At 70.0% G+C, this 13979-nt stretch carries 14 protein-coding genes and 1 pseudogene; 14 read left to right on the plus strand and 1 reads right to left on the minus strand.

Going from position 1 to position 13979, the window contains the following annotated elements; genetic code table 11:
• The first annotated feature begins 471 nt into the window (after window positions 1-471).
• Together ffh and ftsH are read left to right on the plus strand one after the other, a co-directional pair.
• Window positions 472-2025, plus strand: a complete 1554-nt coding sequence (ffh, locus tag ACWDVB_RS07770) for a signal recognition particle protein (RefSeq protein WP_451515788.1) — start codon at window positions 472-474, stop codon at window positions 2023-2025.
• Between the two features lie 153 nt (window positions 2026-2178).
• Complete coding sequence (gene ftsH / locus ACWDVB_RS07775; protein ID WP_451515789.1) at window positions 2179-4116, plus strand: ATP-dependent zinc metalloprotease FtsH; 1938 nt, start codon at window positions 2179-2181, stop codon at window positions 4114-4116.
• On the opposite strand, the gene ACWDVB_RS07780 is transcribed toward ftsH, so the two are convergent.
• Window positions 4113-4973 carry an SAM-dependent methyltransferase gene (locus tag ACWDVB_RS07780; protein ID WP_451515790.1) on the minus strand — a complete coding sequence of 287 codons (861 nt, stop codon included), beginning with the start codon at window positions 4971-4973 and terminating at the stop codon, window positions 4113-4115. The two genes, ftsH and ACWDVB_RS07780, sit on opposite strands and share 4 nt — an antisense overlap.
• Window positions 4974-5249: 276 nt before the next feature.
• Between ACWDVB_RS07780 and ACWDVB_RS07785 the strand changes: the two are divergent.
• From ACWDVB_RS07785 to ACWDVB_RS07840, 12 genes and pseudogenes are all read left to right on the plus strand, one after another.
• Window positions 5250-6129 (plus strand): annotated as a pseudogene (locus ACWDVB_RS07785) (His/Gly/Thr/Pro-type tRNA ligase C-terminal domain-containing protein); the annotation flags it as partial.
• 259 nt (window positions 6130-6388) lie between these two features.
• Window positions 6389-6985, plus strand: coding sequence for a hypothetical protein (locus tag ACWDVB_RS07790; protein ID WP_358590353.1), 597 nt, complete (start codon window positions 6389-6391; stop codon window positions 6983-6985).
• A gap of 191 nt (window positions 6986-7176) precedes the next feature.
• Window positions 7177-7614 (plus strand): 30S ribosomal protein S16, encoded by a 438-nt coding sequence (gene rpsP, locus ACWDVB_RS07795; RefSeq protein ID WP_451515791.1) that lies wholly within the window; start codon window positions 7177-7179, stop codon window positions 7612-7614.
• A gap of 2 nt (window positions 7615-7616) precedes the next feature.
• Window positions 7617-7856 carry an RNA-binding protein gene (locus tag ACWDVB_RS07800; protein ID WP_014176063.1) on the plus strand — a complete coding sequence of 80 codons (240 nt, stop codon included), beginning with the start codon at window positions 7617-7619 and terminating at the stop codon, window positions 7854-7856.
• Window positions 7857-7950: 94 nt separating this feature from the next.
• The gene (rimM, locus tag ACWDVB_RS07805) at window positions 7951-8619 is read left to right on the plus strand and encodes a ribosome maturation factor RimM (RefSeq protein WP_451515792.1); all 669 of its coding nucleotides are present in this window, start codon (window positions 7951-7953) and stop codon (window positions 8617-8619) included.
• Window positions 8619-9440: a tRNA (guanosine(37)-N1)-methyltransferase TrmD gene (gene trmD / locus ACWDVB_RS07810; RefSeq protein ID WP_451515793.1), complete on the plus strand. Its 822-nt coding sequence runs from the start codon at window positions 8619-8621 to the stop codon at window positions 9438-9440. The genes rimM and trmD overlap by 1 nt, the downstream gene beginning before the upstream one ends.
• 131 nt (window positions 9441-9571) lie before the next feature.
• Window positions 9572-9922 carry a 50S ribosomal protein L19 gene (rplS, locus tag ACWDVB_RS07815; protein ID WP_451515794.1) on the plus strand — a complete coding sequence of 117 codons (351 nt, stop codon included), beginning with the start codon at window positions 9572-9574 and terminating at the stop codon, window positions 9920-9922.
• A gap of 45 nt (window positions 9923-9967) precedes the next feature.
• Window positions 9968-10687, plus strand: a complete 720-nt coding sequence (gene lepB, locus ACWDVB_RS07820; RefSeq protein ID WP_451515795.1) for a signal peptidase I — start codon at window positions 9968-9970, stop codon at window positions 10685-10687.
• Window positions 10680-11768, plus strand: coding sequence for a signal peptidase I (gene lepB, locus ACWDVB_RS07825; protein WP_451515796.1), 1089 nt, complete (start codon window positions 10680-10682; stop codon window positions 11766-11768). Before lepB (ACWDVB_RS07820) ends, lepB (ACWDVB_RS07825) begins: the two co-directional genes overlap by 8 nt.
• On the plus strand, window positions 11653-12630 hold the full coding sequence (gene lepB, locus ACWDVB_RS07830; protein WP_451515797.1) for a signal peptidase I: 978 nt from the start codon (window positions 11653-11655) through the stop codon (window positions 12628-12630). Before lepB (ACWDVB_RS07825) ends, lepB (ACWDVB_RS07830) begins: the two co-directional genes overlap by 116 nt.
• A gap of 80 nt (window positions 12631-12710) precedes the next feature.
• Window positions 12711-13466 (plus strand): signal peptidase I, encoded by a 756-nt coding sequence (lepB, locus tag ACWDVB_RS07835; protein ID WP_451515798.1) that lies wholly within the window; start codon window positions 12711-12713, stop codon window positions 13464-13466.
• Complete coding sequence (locus ACWDVB_RS07840; RefSeq protein WP_451515799.1) at window positions 13456-13947, plus strand: NUDIX hydrolase; 492 nt, start codon at window positions 13456-13458, stop codon at window positions 13945-13947. The genes lepB (ACWDVB_RS07835) and ACWDVB_RS07840 overlap by 11 nt, the downstream gene beginning before the upstream one ends.
• Window positions 13948-13979: the final 32 nt, after the last annotated feature.

A 13979-nucleotide genomic window follows, 5' to 3' on the forward strand; every position in this document is an offset into this window, starting at 1 on the left:
GGCGGGGCCGCGGGGGTATGTGCGTGCTCGCCATCTTGGTGCGGGCGTTGATGTGCTGCTGGGCTACTTCTTCCACTGTGCTCCGCTCGCACATACCCCCACGTCCCCTCGGGAGCGCTGGCGACTGCGGGCCGTCGCGGATTTCCAGCTCCTGACGCCCGCCCTGCAACGCGGGGAGCCCCTCCGCCCTCCCGTATTCCCACGCCTGCCCTCGCAGCGCGGGGGTCCCCCGCCCGCCCTGTGTGCCTACGCCCACCCTGCAACGCGGGGCAAACGGGTGGGTGGGTGGGAGACATCCGCCGCGGAGCGGCGGGACTGCTTGTGACGGGAGGACAGTCGCGGGGCGCAGGGCAACTGGCAGGGCCGGGTCGCCGGGGGAAGAACCGCCCGGAGCCCCAGGCACCGCCACACGCCAGATACTCTGGAAGGCGACCTGTCAGCCCGCCCCCAACTCGAGGATTCGCGACCGCCGTGTTCGATACTCTCTCCGACCGCCTCGCAGCGACATTCAAGAACCTCCGGGGCAAGGGCCGCCTGTCCGAGGCGGACATCGACGCCACGGCGCGCGAGATCCGCATCGCCCTGCTCGAGGCGGACGTCGCCCTGCCCGTCGTACGCGCCTTCATCAAGCAGATCAAGGAGCGCGCGGCCGGCGTCGAGGTCTCCCAGGCCCTCAACCCCGCCCAGCAGGTCATCAAGATCGTCAATGAGGAGCTCATTGGCATTCTGGGTGGCGAGACCCGGCGCCTGCGGTTCGCGAAGACCGCGCCGACCGTCATCATGCTCGCGGGTCTGCAGGGTGCCGGTAAGACGACCCTCGCCGGAAAGCTCGGCCTCTGGCTGAAGGGGCAGGGCCACGCGCCGCTCCTCGTCGCCTGCGACCTCCAGCGCCCCAACGCCGTCAACCAGCTGAGCGTCGTCGCCGAGCGCGCCGGCGTGGGTGTGTACGCCCCGCAGCCGGGCAACGGCGTGGGTGACCCGGTGCAGGTCGCCAAGGACTCCATCGAGTTCGCGCGGACCAAGCAGTACGACGTGGTCGTCGTCGACACCGCCGGCCGCCTCGGCATCGACCAGGAACTGATGCAGCAGGCTGCGGACATCCGCGACGCGGTCAGCCCCGACGAGGTCCTGTTCGTCGTCGACGCCATGATCGGTCAGGACGCCGTCAACACGGCGGAGGCATTCCGCGACGGCGTCGGCTTCGACGGCGTGGTGCTCTCGAAGCTGGACGGCGACGCCCGCGGCGGTGCCGCGCTGTCGATCGCGAAGGTCACCGGGCGCCAGATCATGTTCGCCTCGAACGGCGAGAAGCTGGACGAGTTCGACGCGTTCCACCCGGACCGCATGGCGTCCCGCATCCTCGGCATGGGCGACATGCTCACGCTCATCGAGAAGGCGGAGCAGACCTTCTCCCAGCAAGAGGCCGAGAAGATGGCCTCCAAGCTGGCGAGCAGCAAGGGCAAGGACTTCACACTCGATGACTTCCTGGCCCAGATGGAGCAGGTCAGGAAGATGGGCAGCATCAGCAAGCTGCTCGGGATGATGCCCGGCATGGGGCAGATCAAGGACCAGATCAACAACATCGACGAGCGGGACGTCGACCGCACCGCCGCCATCATCAAGTCGATGACGCCCGCCGAGCGGGAGGACGCGACGATCATCAACGGCTCGCGTCGGGCCCGTATCGCCAAGGGCTCCGGCGTCGAGGTCAGCGCCGTGAAGAACCTCGTCGAGCGGTTCTTCGAGGCGCGGAAGATGATGTCGCGCATGGCCCAGGGCGGCGGCATGCCGGGTATGCCCGGGATGCCGGGCATGGGTGGCGGCGCCGGCAAGCAGAAGAAGAAGCAGAAGCAGGCCAAGGGCAAGCGGCGCTCCGGCAACCCGATGAAGCGCAAGCAGGAGGAGCTGGAGGCGGCCACGCGCCGTGAGCAGGCCGGTCAGTCCGGGGACGCCTTCGGCCTTCCCGGTGGCCAGGCCGCGCAGAACTTCGAGCTGCCGGACGAGTTCAAGAAGTTCATGGGCTGAGCCGGTTCGCCGGCCCGCCGGTCCGCCGTGCGAGCTCATCTCGTATGACATCTGGGGCGTCCCTCTAAGGGGGCGCCCCAGGCGTTTCCAGGGGCATGGGGTGGGGGGCGTGGAGCGGGTGCCTCCGTCCGTGTTCTGACGTAACGTCCGGATATGAGTAACCCTGTGCCGCCGCGCCAGGCGCCCGACCGGCCGTGGCGCTCCGAGGGCGCGCCCTCGCCCGCCCCCACGCCGCCGCCGAAGAAGAAGATGCCGGGCGGCTGGGGCGGGCTGATCCTGACGGCTCTGATCGTCTACCTCATCGCCAACCTCGTGCTGTCCTTCTTCAACGAGGGCGACGAGCCGACCATCTCGTACACCGAGTTCAGCAAGCAGGTCGACTCCGGCAACGTCTCGAAGATCTACTCCAAGGGCGACGCGATCCAGGGGCAGCTCAAGAAGGAGCAGGAGAAGCCCGGTGACGCCAAGGGGAACTACACCAAGTTCACCACCCAGCGGCCCGCCTTCGCCGACGACAAGCTCTGGAACGACCTGACCGAGCACAAGGTCACCGTCACCGCCGAGCCCGTCGTGCAGGAGCGCAGCTTCCTCTCCAACCTGCTCATCTCGCTCGCCCCGATGCTGCTCCTCGTGGTGCTGTGGATCTTCATCGCCCGGCGCATGAGCGCGGGCATGGGCGGCGGGGGCGGCATGCTGGGGCGCAAGACGCCGCCCAAGCCGGTCGAGCTGGAGCCCGGCGCGAAGCGGACCACCTTCGAGGACGTGGCGGGCATCGACGAGGTCGAGGGTGAGCTGAACGACGTCGTCGACTTCCTCAAGAATCCCGACGCCTATCGCACGATGGGCGCCAAGATGCCGCGCGGCGTGCTGCTCTCGGGGCCGCCCGGCACCGGCAAGACCCTGCTGGCGCGCGCCGTCGCGGGCGAGGCGGGCGTGCCCTTCTTCTCGGCCTCCGCCTCGGAGTTCATCGAGATGATCGTGGGCGTGGGCGCCTCACGCGTACGGGAACTCTTCGCCGAGGCCCGCAAGGTCGCGCCGTCGATCATCTTCATCGACGAGATCGACACGATCGGGCGCGCGAGGGGCGGCGGCAGCGGCATGGGCGGTCACGACGAGCGCGAGCAGACCCTGAACCAGATCCTCACCGAGATGGATGGTTTCTCGGGGGCGGAAGGCGTCATCGTGCTCGCCGCCACCAACCGCGCCGACGTCCTCGACCCCGCCCTCACCCGGCCCGGCCGCTTCGACCGCGTCGTCAACGTCTCGCCCCCCGACCGCGGCGGCCGCGAGGCCATCCTCAGGATCCATACGCGCGCCATCCCGCTGGCCGACGACGTCGACCTCGCCCAGGTCGCCCGTACGACACCGGGCATGACCGGCGCCGAACTCGCCAACCTCGCCAACGAAGCCGCCCTCCTCGCCGTCAAACGCAAGCGGAAGGTGGTCACACAGTCCGACCTCTCCGAAGCCATGGAGAAGGTCCAGCTCGGCGCCGAGCGGCCGCTGGTCATGCCGGAGGAGGAGCGTCGGCGTACGGCGTACCACGAGAGCGGTCACGCCCTGCTCGGCATGCTGCAGCCCGGCGCCGACCCGGTCCGCAAGATCACGATCGTGCCGCGCGGCCGCGCCCTCGGCGTCACGCTGTCCACCCCGGACTCCGACAAGTACGCCTACACGGAGGAGTACCTACGCGGCCGCATCATCGGCGCCCTAGGAGGCATGGCCGCCGAACACGTCGTCTACGGAGTCATCACCACCGGCGCCGAGAACGACCTGGAGCAGGTCACCAACATCGCCCGCGGCATGGTCGGCCGCTGGGGCATGAGCGAACTCGTGGGGCGCCTCTCCGCCCTGCCGAGCGACGCCCAGCAGGCGTACGGACTGTCGGCCGCCCCGCAGACGCTCGACACGATCGACGGCGAGATGCGGCGGATCGTCGACGAGTGCTATGAGAACGCCTGCCGCCAGCTGCGCGAGCACCGGGGCCAACTGGACGCGCTGGCCGCGGCGCTCCTTGAGAACGAGACCCTGGAGGAGGCCGAGGCGTACCGCGTCGCCGGCGTCACACGGAAGGCGTACCGGAACCGCTAGGGCGTACGCGCGATCAAGTACCGGAAGACGTTCGGCATCCACACCGTCCCGTCACGGCGCCGGTACGGATGCAGCGCCTCCGTCAGCTCCTTGTCGACCTGCACCTTGTCCGTCGCGCCCACCGCCGCGTCGAACAGGCCCGTCGAGAGCAGCCCCCGGACCGCGCTCTCCACGTCCGCGTATCCGAAGGGGCACGCGACCCGCCCCGAGCCGTCCGGCTTGAGGCCCGCCCGCTGGGCGACCTCCTCCAGGTCGTCCCGCAGCGCCGGGCGCCAACTGCCCGCGGCCCGCAAGGGGTCGGTGAGCTTGGTCGCCACCCTCATGACCGTGGACGTGGTGCAACGCTCCGGAGGACCCCATCCGGCGAGCACCACAGGGGTGCCCCGGCCGGTGAGCGGAGCCGCCGCCTCCAGAAGGCTGGAGAGCCCTTCGGAGTCGCCCCCCATGCAGCCGATCGGCTGGAACGCGGTGACGAGGTTGTACGCGGGCACGTCCGGGTCCGCCGCGTCCGCGGGGCCGCCTTCGACGAGCCGGGCCCGGGCACGCGCGCGCGCCTGCGACGTGGCGTCCGACAGCAGCCTCTCGCGCGCGAGGGCCAGCCGTTCGGGCGCCGACGCGTCGACACCGGTGACCGCGGCGCCACGGGATGCCGCCATCAACAGGGCGAGTCCCGATCCGCAGCCGAGGCCGAGCAGCCGGGTGCCGTTGCCCACGTCGAGCCGTTCGTACACCGCTTCATAGAGCGGGACCAGCATCCGTTCCTGGATCTCCGCCCAGTCACGCGCGCGTGCACACAGGTCCACACGGGGCGCCGTGCCCGCGCGAGGGAGGTGCGACTGCACGAGTGTTGGTGTCATCGAAAGCGCCCCATTCCGCCGAGAGTTAAAGCCGTGCCGGAAGTCAACGGTTCGTCCGCCCCCGTGTAGTGCGCTCGCACTCCCCCCGTATGCCAGAGAACTCCGCATCCGTCGCGGCGTCCAGAGGTTGTGGGCCAATGCTTGCGTGCCACCGTTGTGCGCCCCCCGGGGGAAAACGATTTACGCTCCCCGCAGGCTCGCCCCTACCATGCGCGCCATGGCCAAGACCCCCGTGCTCACGCCCCAGGCGGACGACTTTCCGCGCTGGTACCAGGACTTGAGGAGCCGGTCGTCGTGCGCCCCACCTCCGAGACGATCGTCAATGAGTACTTCTCCAAGTGGGTGCAGAGCTACCGCGACCTGCCCCTGCTGATCAACCAGTGGGTGAACGTCGTCCGTTGGGAGAAAGGCCCTCCAGCTCGGTATCAGCCACGAGCTGGGGCAGAACTTCGCCAAGGCCTTCCACACCCGGTACCTGTCCAAGAAGGGCGAGCAGGAGCTGGTCTGGCAGACCTCCTGGGGGAGCACGACACGGCTGATCGGCGCCCTGGTGATGATGCACGGCGACGACAACGGCATGCGCGTGCCGCCCCGCCTCGCGCCCGTCCAGGCCGTCGTCCTCGCCGTCAAGGGCGACGACGCGGTGCTCGCCGAGGTCCGCGAGATCGGCGCCGCCCTGCGGGCCGCGGGCGTACGCGTCCAGGTCGACGACCGTACGGACATCCCCTTCGGGAGGCGCGCCGTCGACTGGGAGCTCAAGGGCGTGCCCGTCCGCGTCGAGGTCGGCCCGCGCGACCTGGAGAACGGCACCGCGATGCTCGCCCGCCGCATCGCGGGAGGCAAGCGGCCCGTCGCGATCGGCGCCCTCGCCGCGCTGCTGCCCACCGTCCTGGAGGAGGACCAGGCGCTGCTGCTCACCCAGGCCCGCGCGCGCCGCGCGTCCCGGACCTCGGACGTGAGCACCGTCGAGGAGGCCGTCGAGGCCACCGCCGGCGGCGGCTGGGCGCGGATCCCGTGGGCCTCGCTCGGCGAAGAAGGCGAGGCCGGGCTGGCCGAGCACTCCGTGACCGTACGGTGTCTGGTCGCCGAGGACGGGGCGGTGCCGGACGCGGAGGACACCCCGGGTAACGTCGCTCTCGTGGCCCGCTCCTACTGAGGAGCGCGGCCCCGGTGCGAAGCGCCCGTTTTCGGCTCGTACGCCTGTAGAGGCAACACAAGCCCCGGCGTGAGGGCTTTCCCTACGCGCCGGGGCGTACGCGCCGCTACGTACCGGCTTGATGTGAGCTGTGAGGCTTCTCCGCAGATCAGCGCACCCGCCCTCGTCCGGACGCATCAACGGCAACTGACGGGTACGTGCAAATTATTTGGGATGCCCCGGAATGGAACCCCCGAGGCGCCCGGCTCGTTGTCACGACGTGAGCACGACACCACCTGTTCTCGCCGCAGAGCTGGCACAGGCGTGGGCCGACATTCAGCGGCACCACCCCGAGCTGCCCGATCTTGCCGCGCCCGAATCCCTGATCGGAGAGTCGTCGTCCGCGTGTGGCGCCGAGCTCTCCTTCGAGCGACTGCTTCACGAGGCAGTCCATGGCATCGCCGCCTCGCGCGGCGTACGCGACACCTCACGCGCCGGCCGCTATCACAACCGTCGGTTCCTCGCGATCGCCGAGGAGCTGGGCCTGGACCATCCCGAGGAACCGCATCCCAGCAGCGGCTTCTCACTGGTCACGCTCAACCCCGACGCCAAGAAGCGCTATCGCCCGACGATCGAGCGACTCCAGCGCGCCCTGAAGGCACACACCGCGGCGACGACCGCGGACACCGCGCGCAGCTTCAGGGGCCCGGCCGCCCGGCACGGCTCCTCCGGGGGCGGCGTGCGCGTGAAGGCCGTCTGCGACTGCGGGCGCAATGTCCGCGTGGTCCCGTCCGTGCTCGCCCAGGCCCCCATCATGTGCGGCGGCTGCGGCAAGCCCTTCCGGATCCCGGAAGCGATCGGCGCGGGCGTGGGTTGAGCTGGACCGGGGCGCCCGGGCCGGGGTGCGGGTGCCCCGGCGACGTATGGCACAATGGCTAGCTGTACTCGACAGTCGCATAGGACCCCTCTCTCCTCCGGCTGACGCGTCCATCGGGCACTCGAGTACCGCAACCCCACGCGGCATCACCGTTGTGCCCACCCACGTCAAGACCAGGAGACACCACTCCCGTGGCAGTCAAGATCAAGCTGAAGCGTCTGGGCAAGATCCGTTCGCCTCACTACCGCATCGTCGTCGCCGACTCCCGTACCCGCCGTGACGGCCGGGCCATCGAGGAGATCGGCCTGTACCACCCGGTGCAGAACCCCTCGCGCATCGAGGTCAACTCGGAGCGTGCCCAGTACTGGCTGTCCGTCGGCGCCCAGCCGACCGAGCCGGTCATGGCCATCCTGAAGCTCACCGGTGACTGGCAGAAGCACAAGGGCCTGCCGGCCCCGGCGCCGCTGCTCGTCGCCGAGCCCAAGGACAAGCGCGCCGCGTTCGAAGCCTTCACCAAGGGTTTCGAGGGCGACGACGCCAAGGGCGAGGCCATCACCCAGAAGGCCAAGAAGTCTGACAAGAAGGCGGACGAGGCCGAGGTCGCGTCCACCGAGTCGACCGAGGCCTGAGCATGCTCGAGGAGGCTCTCGAGCACCTCGTGAAAGGCATCGTCGACAACCCCGACGACGTGCAGGTCGCCTCGCGCAACCTGCGCCGTGGACGCGTCCTCGAGGTCCGGGTCCACCCCGACGACCTCGGCAAGGTGATCGGCCGTAACGGCCGCACCGCGCGCGCTCTGCGGACCGTCGTGGGCGCCATCGGCGGCCGCGGTGTCCGCGTCGACCTCGTCGACGTGGACCAGGTTCGCTGAACCGGGTTCGTAGAACCACAGCAGCACCGGCTCGGGCCGGGGAGGGCTTTCGAGCCGTCCCCGGCCCGCAGTCGTATACCGAGGAGAGAACGCAGTGCAGTTGGTAGTCGCCCGTATCGGCCGTGCCCACGGCATCAAGGGTGAGGTCACCGTCGAGGTCCGCACCGACGAGCCCGAGCTGCGGCTCGGCCCCGGCGCCGTGCTCGCCACCGACCCCGCATCCGTGGGGCCGCTGACCATCGAGACGGGCCGGGTGCACAGCGGCAAGCTGCTGCTGCGCTTCGAGGGCGTACGCGACCGCACCGGCGCCGAGGCCCTGCGCAACACCCTCCTGATCGCCGAGGTCGACCCGGAGCAGCTCCCGGAAGACCCCGAGGAGTACTACGACCACCAGCTGATGGACCTCGATGTGGTCACCAAGGACGGCGTCGAGGTCGGCCGCATCACGGAGATCTCGCACCTGCCCTCGCAGGACCTGTTCATCGTGGAGCGGCCCGACGGCGAAGAGGTCATGATCCCCTTCGTCGAGGAGATCGTCACCGAGATCGACCTGGAGGAGCAGCGGGCGATCATCGACCCGCCTCCGGGACTCATCGACGACCGCGCGGAGATCGCCTCCGCCCGGGACGCCGAGGCGGCCTCGGGGGACGAGGCGGCCTCGGGGGACGAGGCGGCCTCGGGGGACGAGGCGGCCTCGCGGGCCAAGGCGGCCTCGCGGGCCAAGGCGGCCTCGCCCAAGGCAGCCTCGGAGGACAAGGCGTAATGCGGCTCGACGTCGTCACGATCTTCCCCGAGTACCTGGAACCCCTGAACGTCTCCCTCGTCGGCAAGGCACGCGCGCGTGGGCAGCTCGACGTGCACGTGCACGACCTCAGGGAGTGGACGTACGACCGCCACAACACGGTCGACGACACCCCCTACGGCGGCGGCCCCGGCATGGTCATGAAGACCGGCCCCTGGGGCGCGGCCCTCGACGACGTGCTCGCCGAGGGGTACGAGTCCGGGGCCCACGGGCCCGTCCTGGTCGTCCCCACGCCCAGCGGCCGCCCCTTCACCCAGGAGCTCGCCGTCGAGCTCTCGGAGCGCCCCTGGCTGGTCTTCACGCCCGCGCGCTACGAAGGCATCGACCGCCGCGTCATGGACGAGTACGCGACCCGCATGCCCGTCTACGAGGTGTCCATCGGCGACTACGTCCTCGCGGGCGGGGAAGCGGCCGTCCTGGTCGTCACCGAGGCGGTGGCCCGGCTGCTGCCCGGCGTCCTGGGCAACGCCGAATCCCACCGGGACGACTCCTTCGCCCCCGGCGCCATGGCCAACCTCCTCGAAGGCCCCGTCTACACCAAGCCCCCCGAGTGGCGCGGTCACGGCATCCCGGACGTCCTGCTCAGCGGCCACCACGGCAAGATCGCGCGCTGGCGACGGGACGAGGCGCTGCGCCGCACCACCCGCAACAGGCCCGACCTCATCGAGCGTTGCGATCCCAAGGTCTTCGACAAGAAGGACCGCGAGATGCTCTCGATTCTGGGGTGGCGGCCGGGGCCCGACGGCCGATTTGGGCCTGACCCCGAAGCCGTGGAAGAATAGGCCGCTGCTGTACGTCCAGCGTGCGCCCCTGCCACAGGGGGAATGACGCCCGCCCGACGCGATCAGCTACCGAATCCTCATCTCCCCGTACCGCTGATGACCTGTGGCATCAGTGAAGAAAGCAGACGATCATGGCTAACCTGCTCGACGCCGTCGACAGCGCGTCGCTGCGCAGCGACATCCCGGCCTTCCGCCCGGGTGACACCGTCAACGTCCACGTCCGCGTCATCGAGGGCAACCGCTCCCGTGTGCAGCAGTTCAAGGGCGTAGTCATCCGTCGCCAGGGTGCCGGCGTGCGCGAGAGCTTCACGGTCCGCAAGGTCTCCTTCTCCGTCGGCGTGGAGCGCACCTTCCCGGTGCACACCCCGATCGTCGAGAAGATCGAGCTCGTCACCCGCGGTGACGTGCGTCGCGCGAAGCTGTACTACCTCCGTGACCTGCGCGGCAAGGCCGCGAAGATCAAGGAGAAGCGCGAGCGCTGAGCTCCCGCGCGGGTCCACGGCGGCGCCGGATAGCATCTGGCTCCGATGGACACCGAAGCACAGCACACGGAGCGCGACCGCTCCTCCCCACCCTCCGATTCCGGAGACGTCCCGCACGTCGCCGAAGCATCCGAGGAGACGGAGGAACGGTCGCGCTCCGTTTTCATGTCGCTCGTCTCCCGGCTGCCGGGCGGCGGGTACACACTGACGTTCCTGCTGTGCGTGGGGGCCCTGCTCCTGGTGAGCGCCTTCGTGGTGCAGCCCTTCCAGATCCCGAGCCGCTCCATGGAGCCCGCCTTCCGCGTCGGGGACCGGGTACTCGTCAACAAGTTGGCGTACCGTTTCGGTTCCGAGCCGCAGCGGGGTGACGCGGTCGTCTTTGACGGCAGCGGTTACTTCGGGGATGCCGACTACATCAAGCGGGTCGTGGGCACCGGGGGAGACCGGGTGGTCTGCTGCCGGCGGGGAAGGATCAAGGTGAACGGCGAGCCCGTCGACGAGCCGTACCTCTACCCCGGGGACACCCCCTCACAGGTGCCCTTCGACGTCGTCGTCCCCGAAGGCAGCCTCTTCCTGCTCGGTGACCACCGCAGTGACTCACGTGACTCCCGGGACCACCTGGGACAGCCCGGCGGCGGCATGATCCCCGTCGACGAAGTCATCGGCCGGGCCGACTGGATCGCCTGGCCTATCGGCCACTGGACCTCCCTCAAGCGTCCCGACGGCTACGCGCGCGTGCCCGAACCCGGCGGCGCGCATGGGTAACCGCGGGCGGACACGCGCCGCCTCGGGCCACGGGGCCGACCCCCGGCTGCCCACGGGGTCCTGGCCCACCAGCGGCCCCGTACTGCCGGGCCGGGCGGAGCGGCGCAAGCTCGCGAAGAAGGTCAAGCGGCGCAGGCGGCGCTCGGCGATCAAGGAGATACCCCTCCTCCTCGGTGTGGCGCTGCTGATAGCCCTCGTCCTGAAGACCTTCCTGGTGCAGGCCTTCGTGATCCCCTCGGGCTCCATGGAGCAGACGATCCGCATCGGGGACCGGGTCCTGGTCGACAAGCTCACCCCCTGGTTCGGAGCGAAGCCGGAGCGCGGCGACGTCGTCGTCTTCAAGGACCCCGGCAACTGGCTCGAAGAGGAACAGGGCAGGAAGAAGGACGACCCGGTAGTCGTCAAGCAGGTCAAGGAGGGCCTGACCCAGATCGGTCTGCTGCCGTCCGACAGTGAGCGGGACCTGATCAAGCGCGTGATCGGCGTCGGCGGCGACACCGTGAAGTGCTGCGACAAGAATGACAAGGTCACCGTCAACGGCGTACCGCTCGACGAGCCCTACATCCACCCCGGTGACAAGCCGTCGGCGTTCGAGTTCAAGGTGAAGGTCCCCGAGGGGCGCCTCTTCATGATGGGCGACCACCGGAGCGACTCGGCCGACTCCCGCTTCCACCGCACGGAGAAGTTCGGCGGAACGGTCTCCGAGGACCAGGTCGTCGGGCGCGCCCTCGTCATCGCCTGGCCCTTCGGCCACTGGCGCGAATTGGAGGAGCCGGACACATACGCGTCCGTACCCGACGCGCGTGCGGCATCGGACACCGCCACAGGAGCGTCGCATAGGGTGGCACACGGCGATCGATACGGATTGATCCGACTCCCGACCCCTGCGGAACTCCCGCTCGTTATGGGAGTGGTGGGCTTGCATCGCATCTGGGGCAGGCGGCGACACGGACTGAGGAGTGGATGTGGGGGATTTGGCGGTCGGCGCACGATCCGGACACGAGGGGCCCGAGGAGCGGCCGGGACGATCCGACGAGCCGGGCGTCGAGGCCGTCGCGGGCGGTACGAACCCCGGGAGTGACGCCGCGGACGGCGACCGGGCGAAGAGCGAGCAGGCGAAGAGCGAGCAGGACACCAAGCAGCCGAAGAAGCCGCGCTCCTTCTGGAAGGAGCTGCCGCTCCTCATCGGTATCGCTCTGGTTCTGGCGCTGGTGATCAAGTCCTTCCTGGTCCAGGCGTTCTCGATCCCCTCGGACTCGATGCAGAACACCCTGCAGCAGGGTGACCGCGTCCTCGTCGACAAGCTGACACCGTGGTTCGGCTCCGAACCCGAGCGCGGCGAAGTCGTCGTCTTCAGGGATCCCGGCCACTGGCTGGACGGGGAGCCCACGCCCGACCCCAACGCGGTGCAGCGGGTCCTCGGCTGGATCGGCCTGATGCCGTCCGCCGACGAGAAGGACCTGATCAAGCGCGTCATCGCGGTCGGCGGCGACACCGTGGAGTGCAAGGGCACCGGCCCGGTGAAGGTCAACGGCAAGGCTTTGAACGAGCCGTACGTCTTCGCCGGGAACACCCCGTGCACGGTCGACGACCAGGGCGGCCAGTTCAAGGTCACCGTGCCCAAGGGCAAAATCTGGGTCATGGGTGACCACCGGCAGAACTCGCTGGACTCCCGCTACCACCAGAACCAGCCCGGCGGCGGCGCCGTCCCCGTGGACAACGTCGTGGGCCGCGCCATCGTGATCGCCTGGCCGCCCACCCGCTGGGCCACGCTGCCCAAGCCGGACACGTTCGACCAGCCGGGCATCAACGCGCTGTCGAGCGCCGCTCCCGGTGTCCTCGGCCTCGCGGGCGCCGTGCCGATCGTGCTGTGGCGTCGGCGGCGGCTGACGGTCACGGCCGCGCGGAACGCGAGGGTTTCTGGCGGCAGTACCGCCGGGTAGGGTGCCGTCCCAGATCGCCGATCTTCCGCCGTCCGTACGCACGGGCGGCGGAGTCGTCTCCAAGACGGGGGAGCACCGGGATGAGCAGGACACGTCGTACGGACGAGGGCCGGGGCCGGCTCGGCAGCGTGCTGTCGGGTGTGGCCGTGGCCCTCGGCTGTGTGCTCTTCCTCGGCGGGTTCGTCTGGGGCGCGGTCCTGTACCAGCCGTACACGGTGCCCACCGGGTCGATGACGCCGACGATCGGCTCGGGCGACCGGGTCCTGGCGCAGCGGATCGACGGCGACGAGGTGCGCCGCGGTGACGTCGTCGTCTTCAAGCAGGCCACCTGGGGCGACCTGCCGATGGTCAAGCGTGTGGTCGGCGTGGGCGGCGACAAGGTCGCCTGCTGCAAGGACGGCAAGCTGACCGTCAATGGCAAGGAAGTCGCAGAACCGTATCTCCTCGAGGGCCAAGGAGCCGCGGTCACCGGCATCCCCACCACGACCGTCCCCGAGGGCCGCCTGTTCCTGCTCGGCGACGAGCGCAGCGGCTCCCTGGACTCCAGCGTGCACCTGAGCGACGGGGAGAACGGCTCGGTGCCGCGCGGCGCGGTGCAGGCGCGGGTCGACGCGGTGGCCTGGCCGATGGACAAGTTCGGCATGCTGGAGCGCCCCGAGGGCTTCGCGGACATGCCGGGCGGCCTCTCCGCGCCCGGTCCGTTGCGCATGGTGGTGACCGCGGTCGTGGTGGGCATGGGCCTCGTCCTGGGCGGCGCCGCGTACGGCCCGGTGGCCAGGCGCCTGGGCCGCGGACGCGGCAGTGGCCGTACGAGGGAGGCCGTCGGTGCCGCCTGAGCGGCTGCGCAGGGTCGCCCGGGTGGTGCTGCTCGACCCGAGCGACCGCATTCTCCTGCTGCACGGCCATGAGCCCGGCGACCTCGCGGACGACTGGTGGTTCACGCCGGGCGGCGGTCTGGAGGGCGACGAGACGCGGGAACAGGCCGCCCTGCGCGAGCTGCGCGAGGAGACCGGCATCACGGAGGTCGAGCTCGGCCCGGTGCTGTGGCGCCGGGTCTGCTCCTTCCCCTTCGCCGGGCGCCGTTGGGACCAGGACGAGTGGTACTACCTGGCGCGTACGTCGCAGACGGTGACCGTCGCCGAGGGGCTGACGGAGCTGGAGCGCCGCAGTGTCGCCGGAGCACGTTGGTGGACGTGCCGAGAACTGACCGAGGCTCATGAGACGGTGTACCCGACCAGGCTCGCCGAGCTGTTCCGCAGACTGCTCGACGAGGGGCCCCCGGTCCGGCCCGAGATCCTCGACACGGAAATCGTGTAGGGGTTCGCGGGGCTGACGCACAATAGGGGGAC

This window comes from Streptomyces sp. NPDC003379, assembly GCF_053589195.1.

Coding starts and splice junctions, on each gene's coding strand:
- ACWDVB_RS07800 (WP_014176063.1), top strand. CDS start 7,617: ATGCTCGAGGAGGCTCTCGAGCACCTCGTGAAAGGCATCGTCGACAAC.
- ftsH (WP_451515789.1), top strand. CDS start 2,179: ATGAGTAACCCTGTGCCGCCGCGCCAGGCGCCCGACCGGCCGTGGCGC.
- rplS (WP_451515794.1), top strand. CDS start 9,572: ATGGCTAACCTGCTCGACGCCGTCGACAGCGCGTCGCTGCGCAGCGAC.
- lepB (WP_451515798.1), top strand. CDS start 12,711: ATGAGCAGGACACGTCGTACGGACGAGGGCCGGGGCCGGCTCGGCAGC.
- ACWDVB_RS07780 (WP_451515790.1), bottom strand. CDS start 4,973: ATGACACCAACACTCGTGCAGTCGCACCTCCCTCGCGCGGGCACGGCG.
- trmD (WP_451515793.1), top strand. CDS start 8,619: ATGCGGCTCGACGTCGTCACGATCTTCCCCGAGTACCTGGAACCCCTG.
- lepB (WP_451515795.1), top strand. CDS start 9,968: ATGGACACCGAAGCACAGCACACGGAGCGCGACCGCTCCTCCCCACCC.
- lepB (WP_451515796.1), top strand. CDS start 10,680: ATGGGTAACCGCGGGCGGACACGCGCCGCCTCGGGCCACGGGGCCGAC.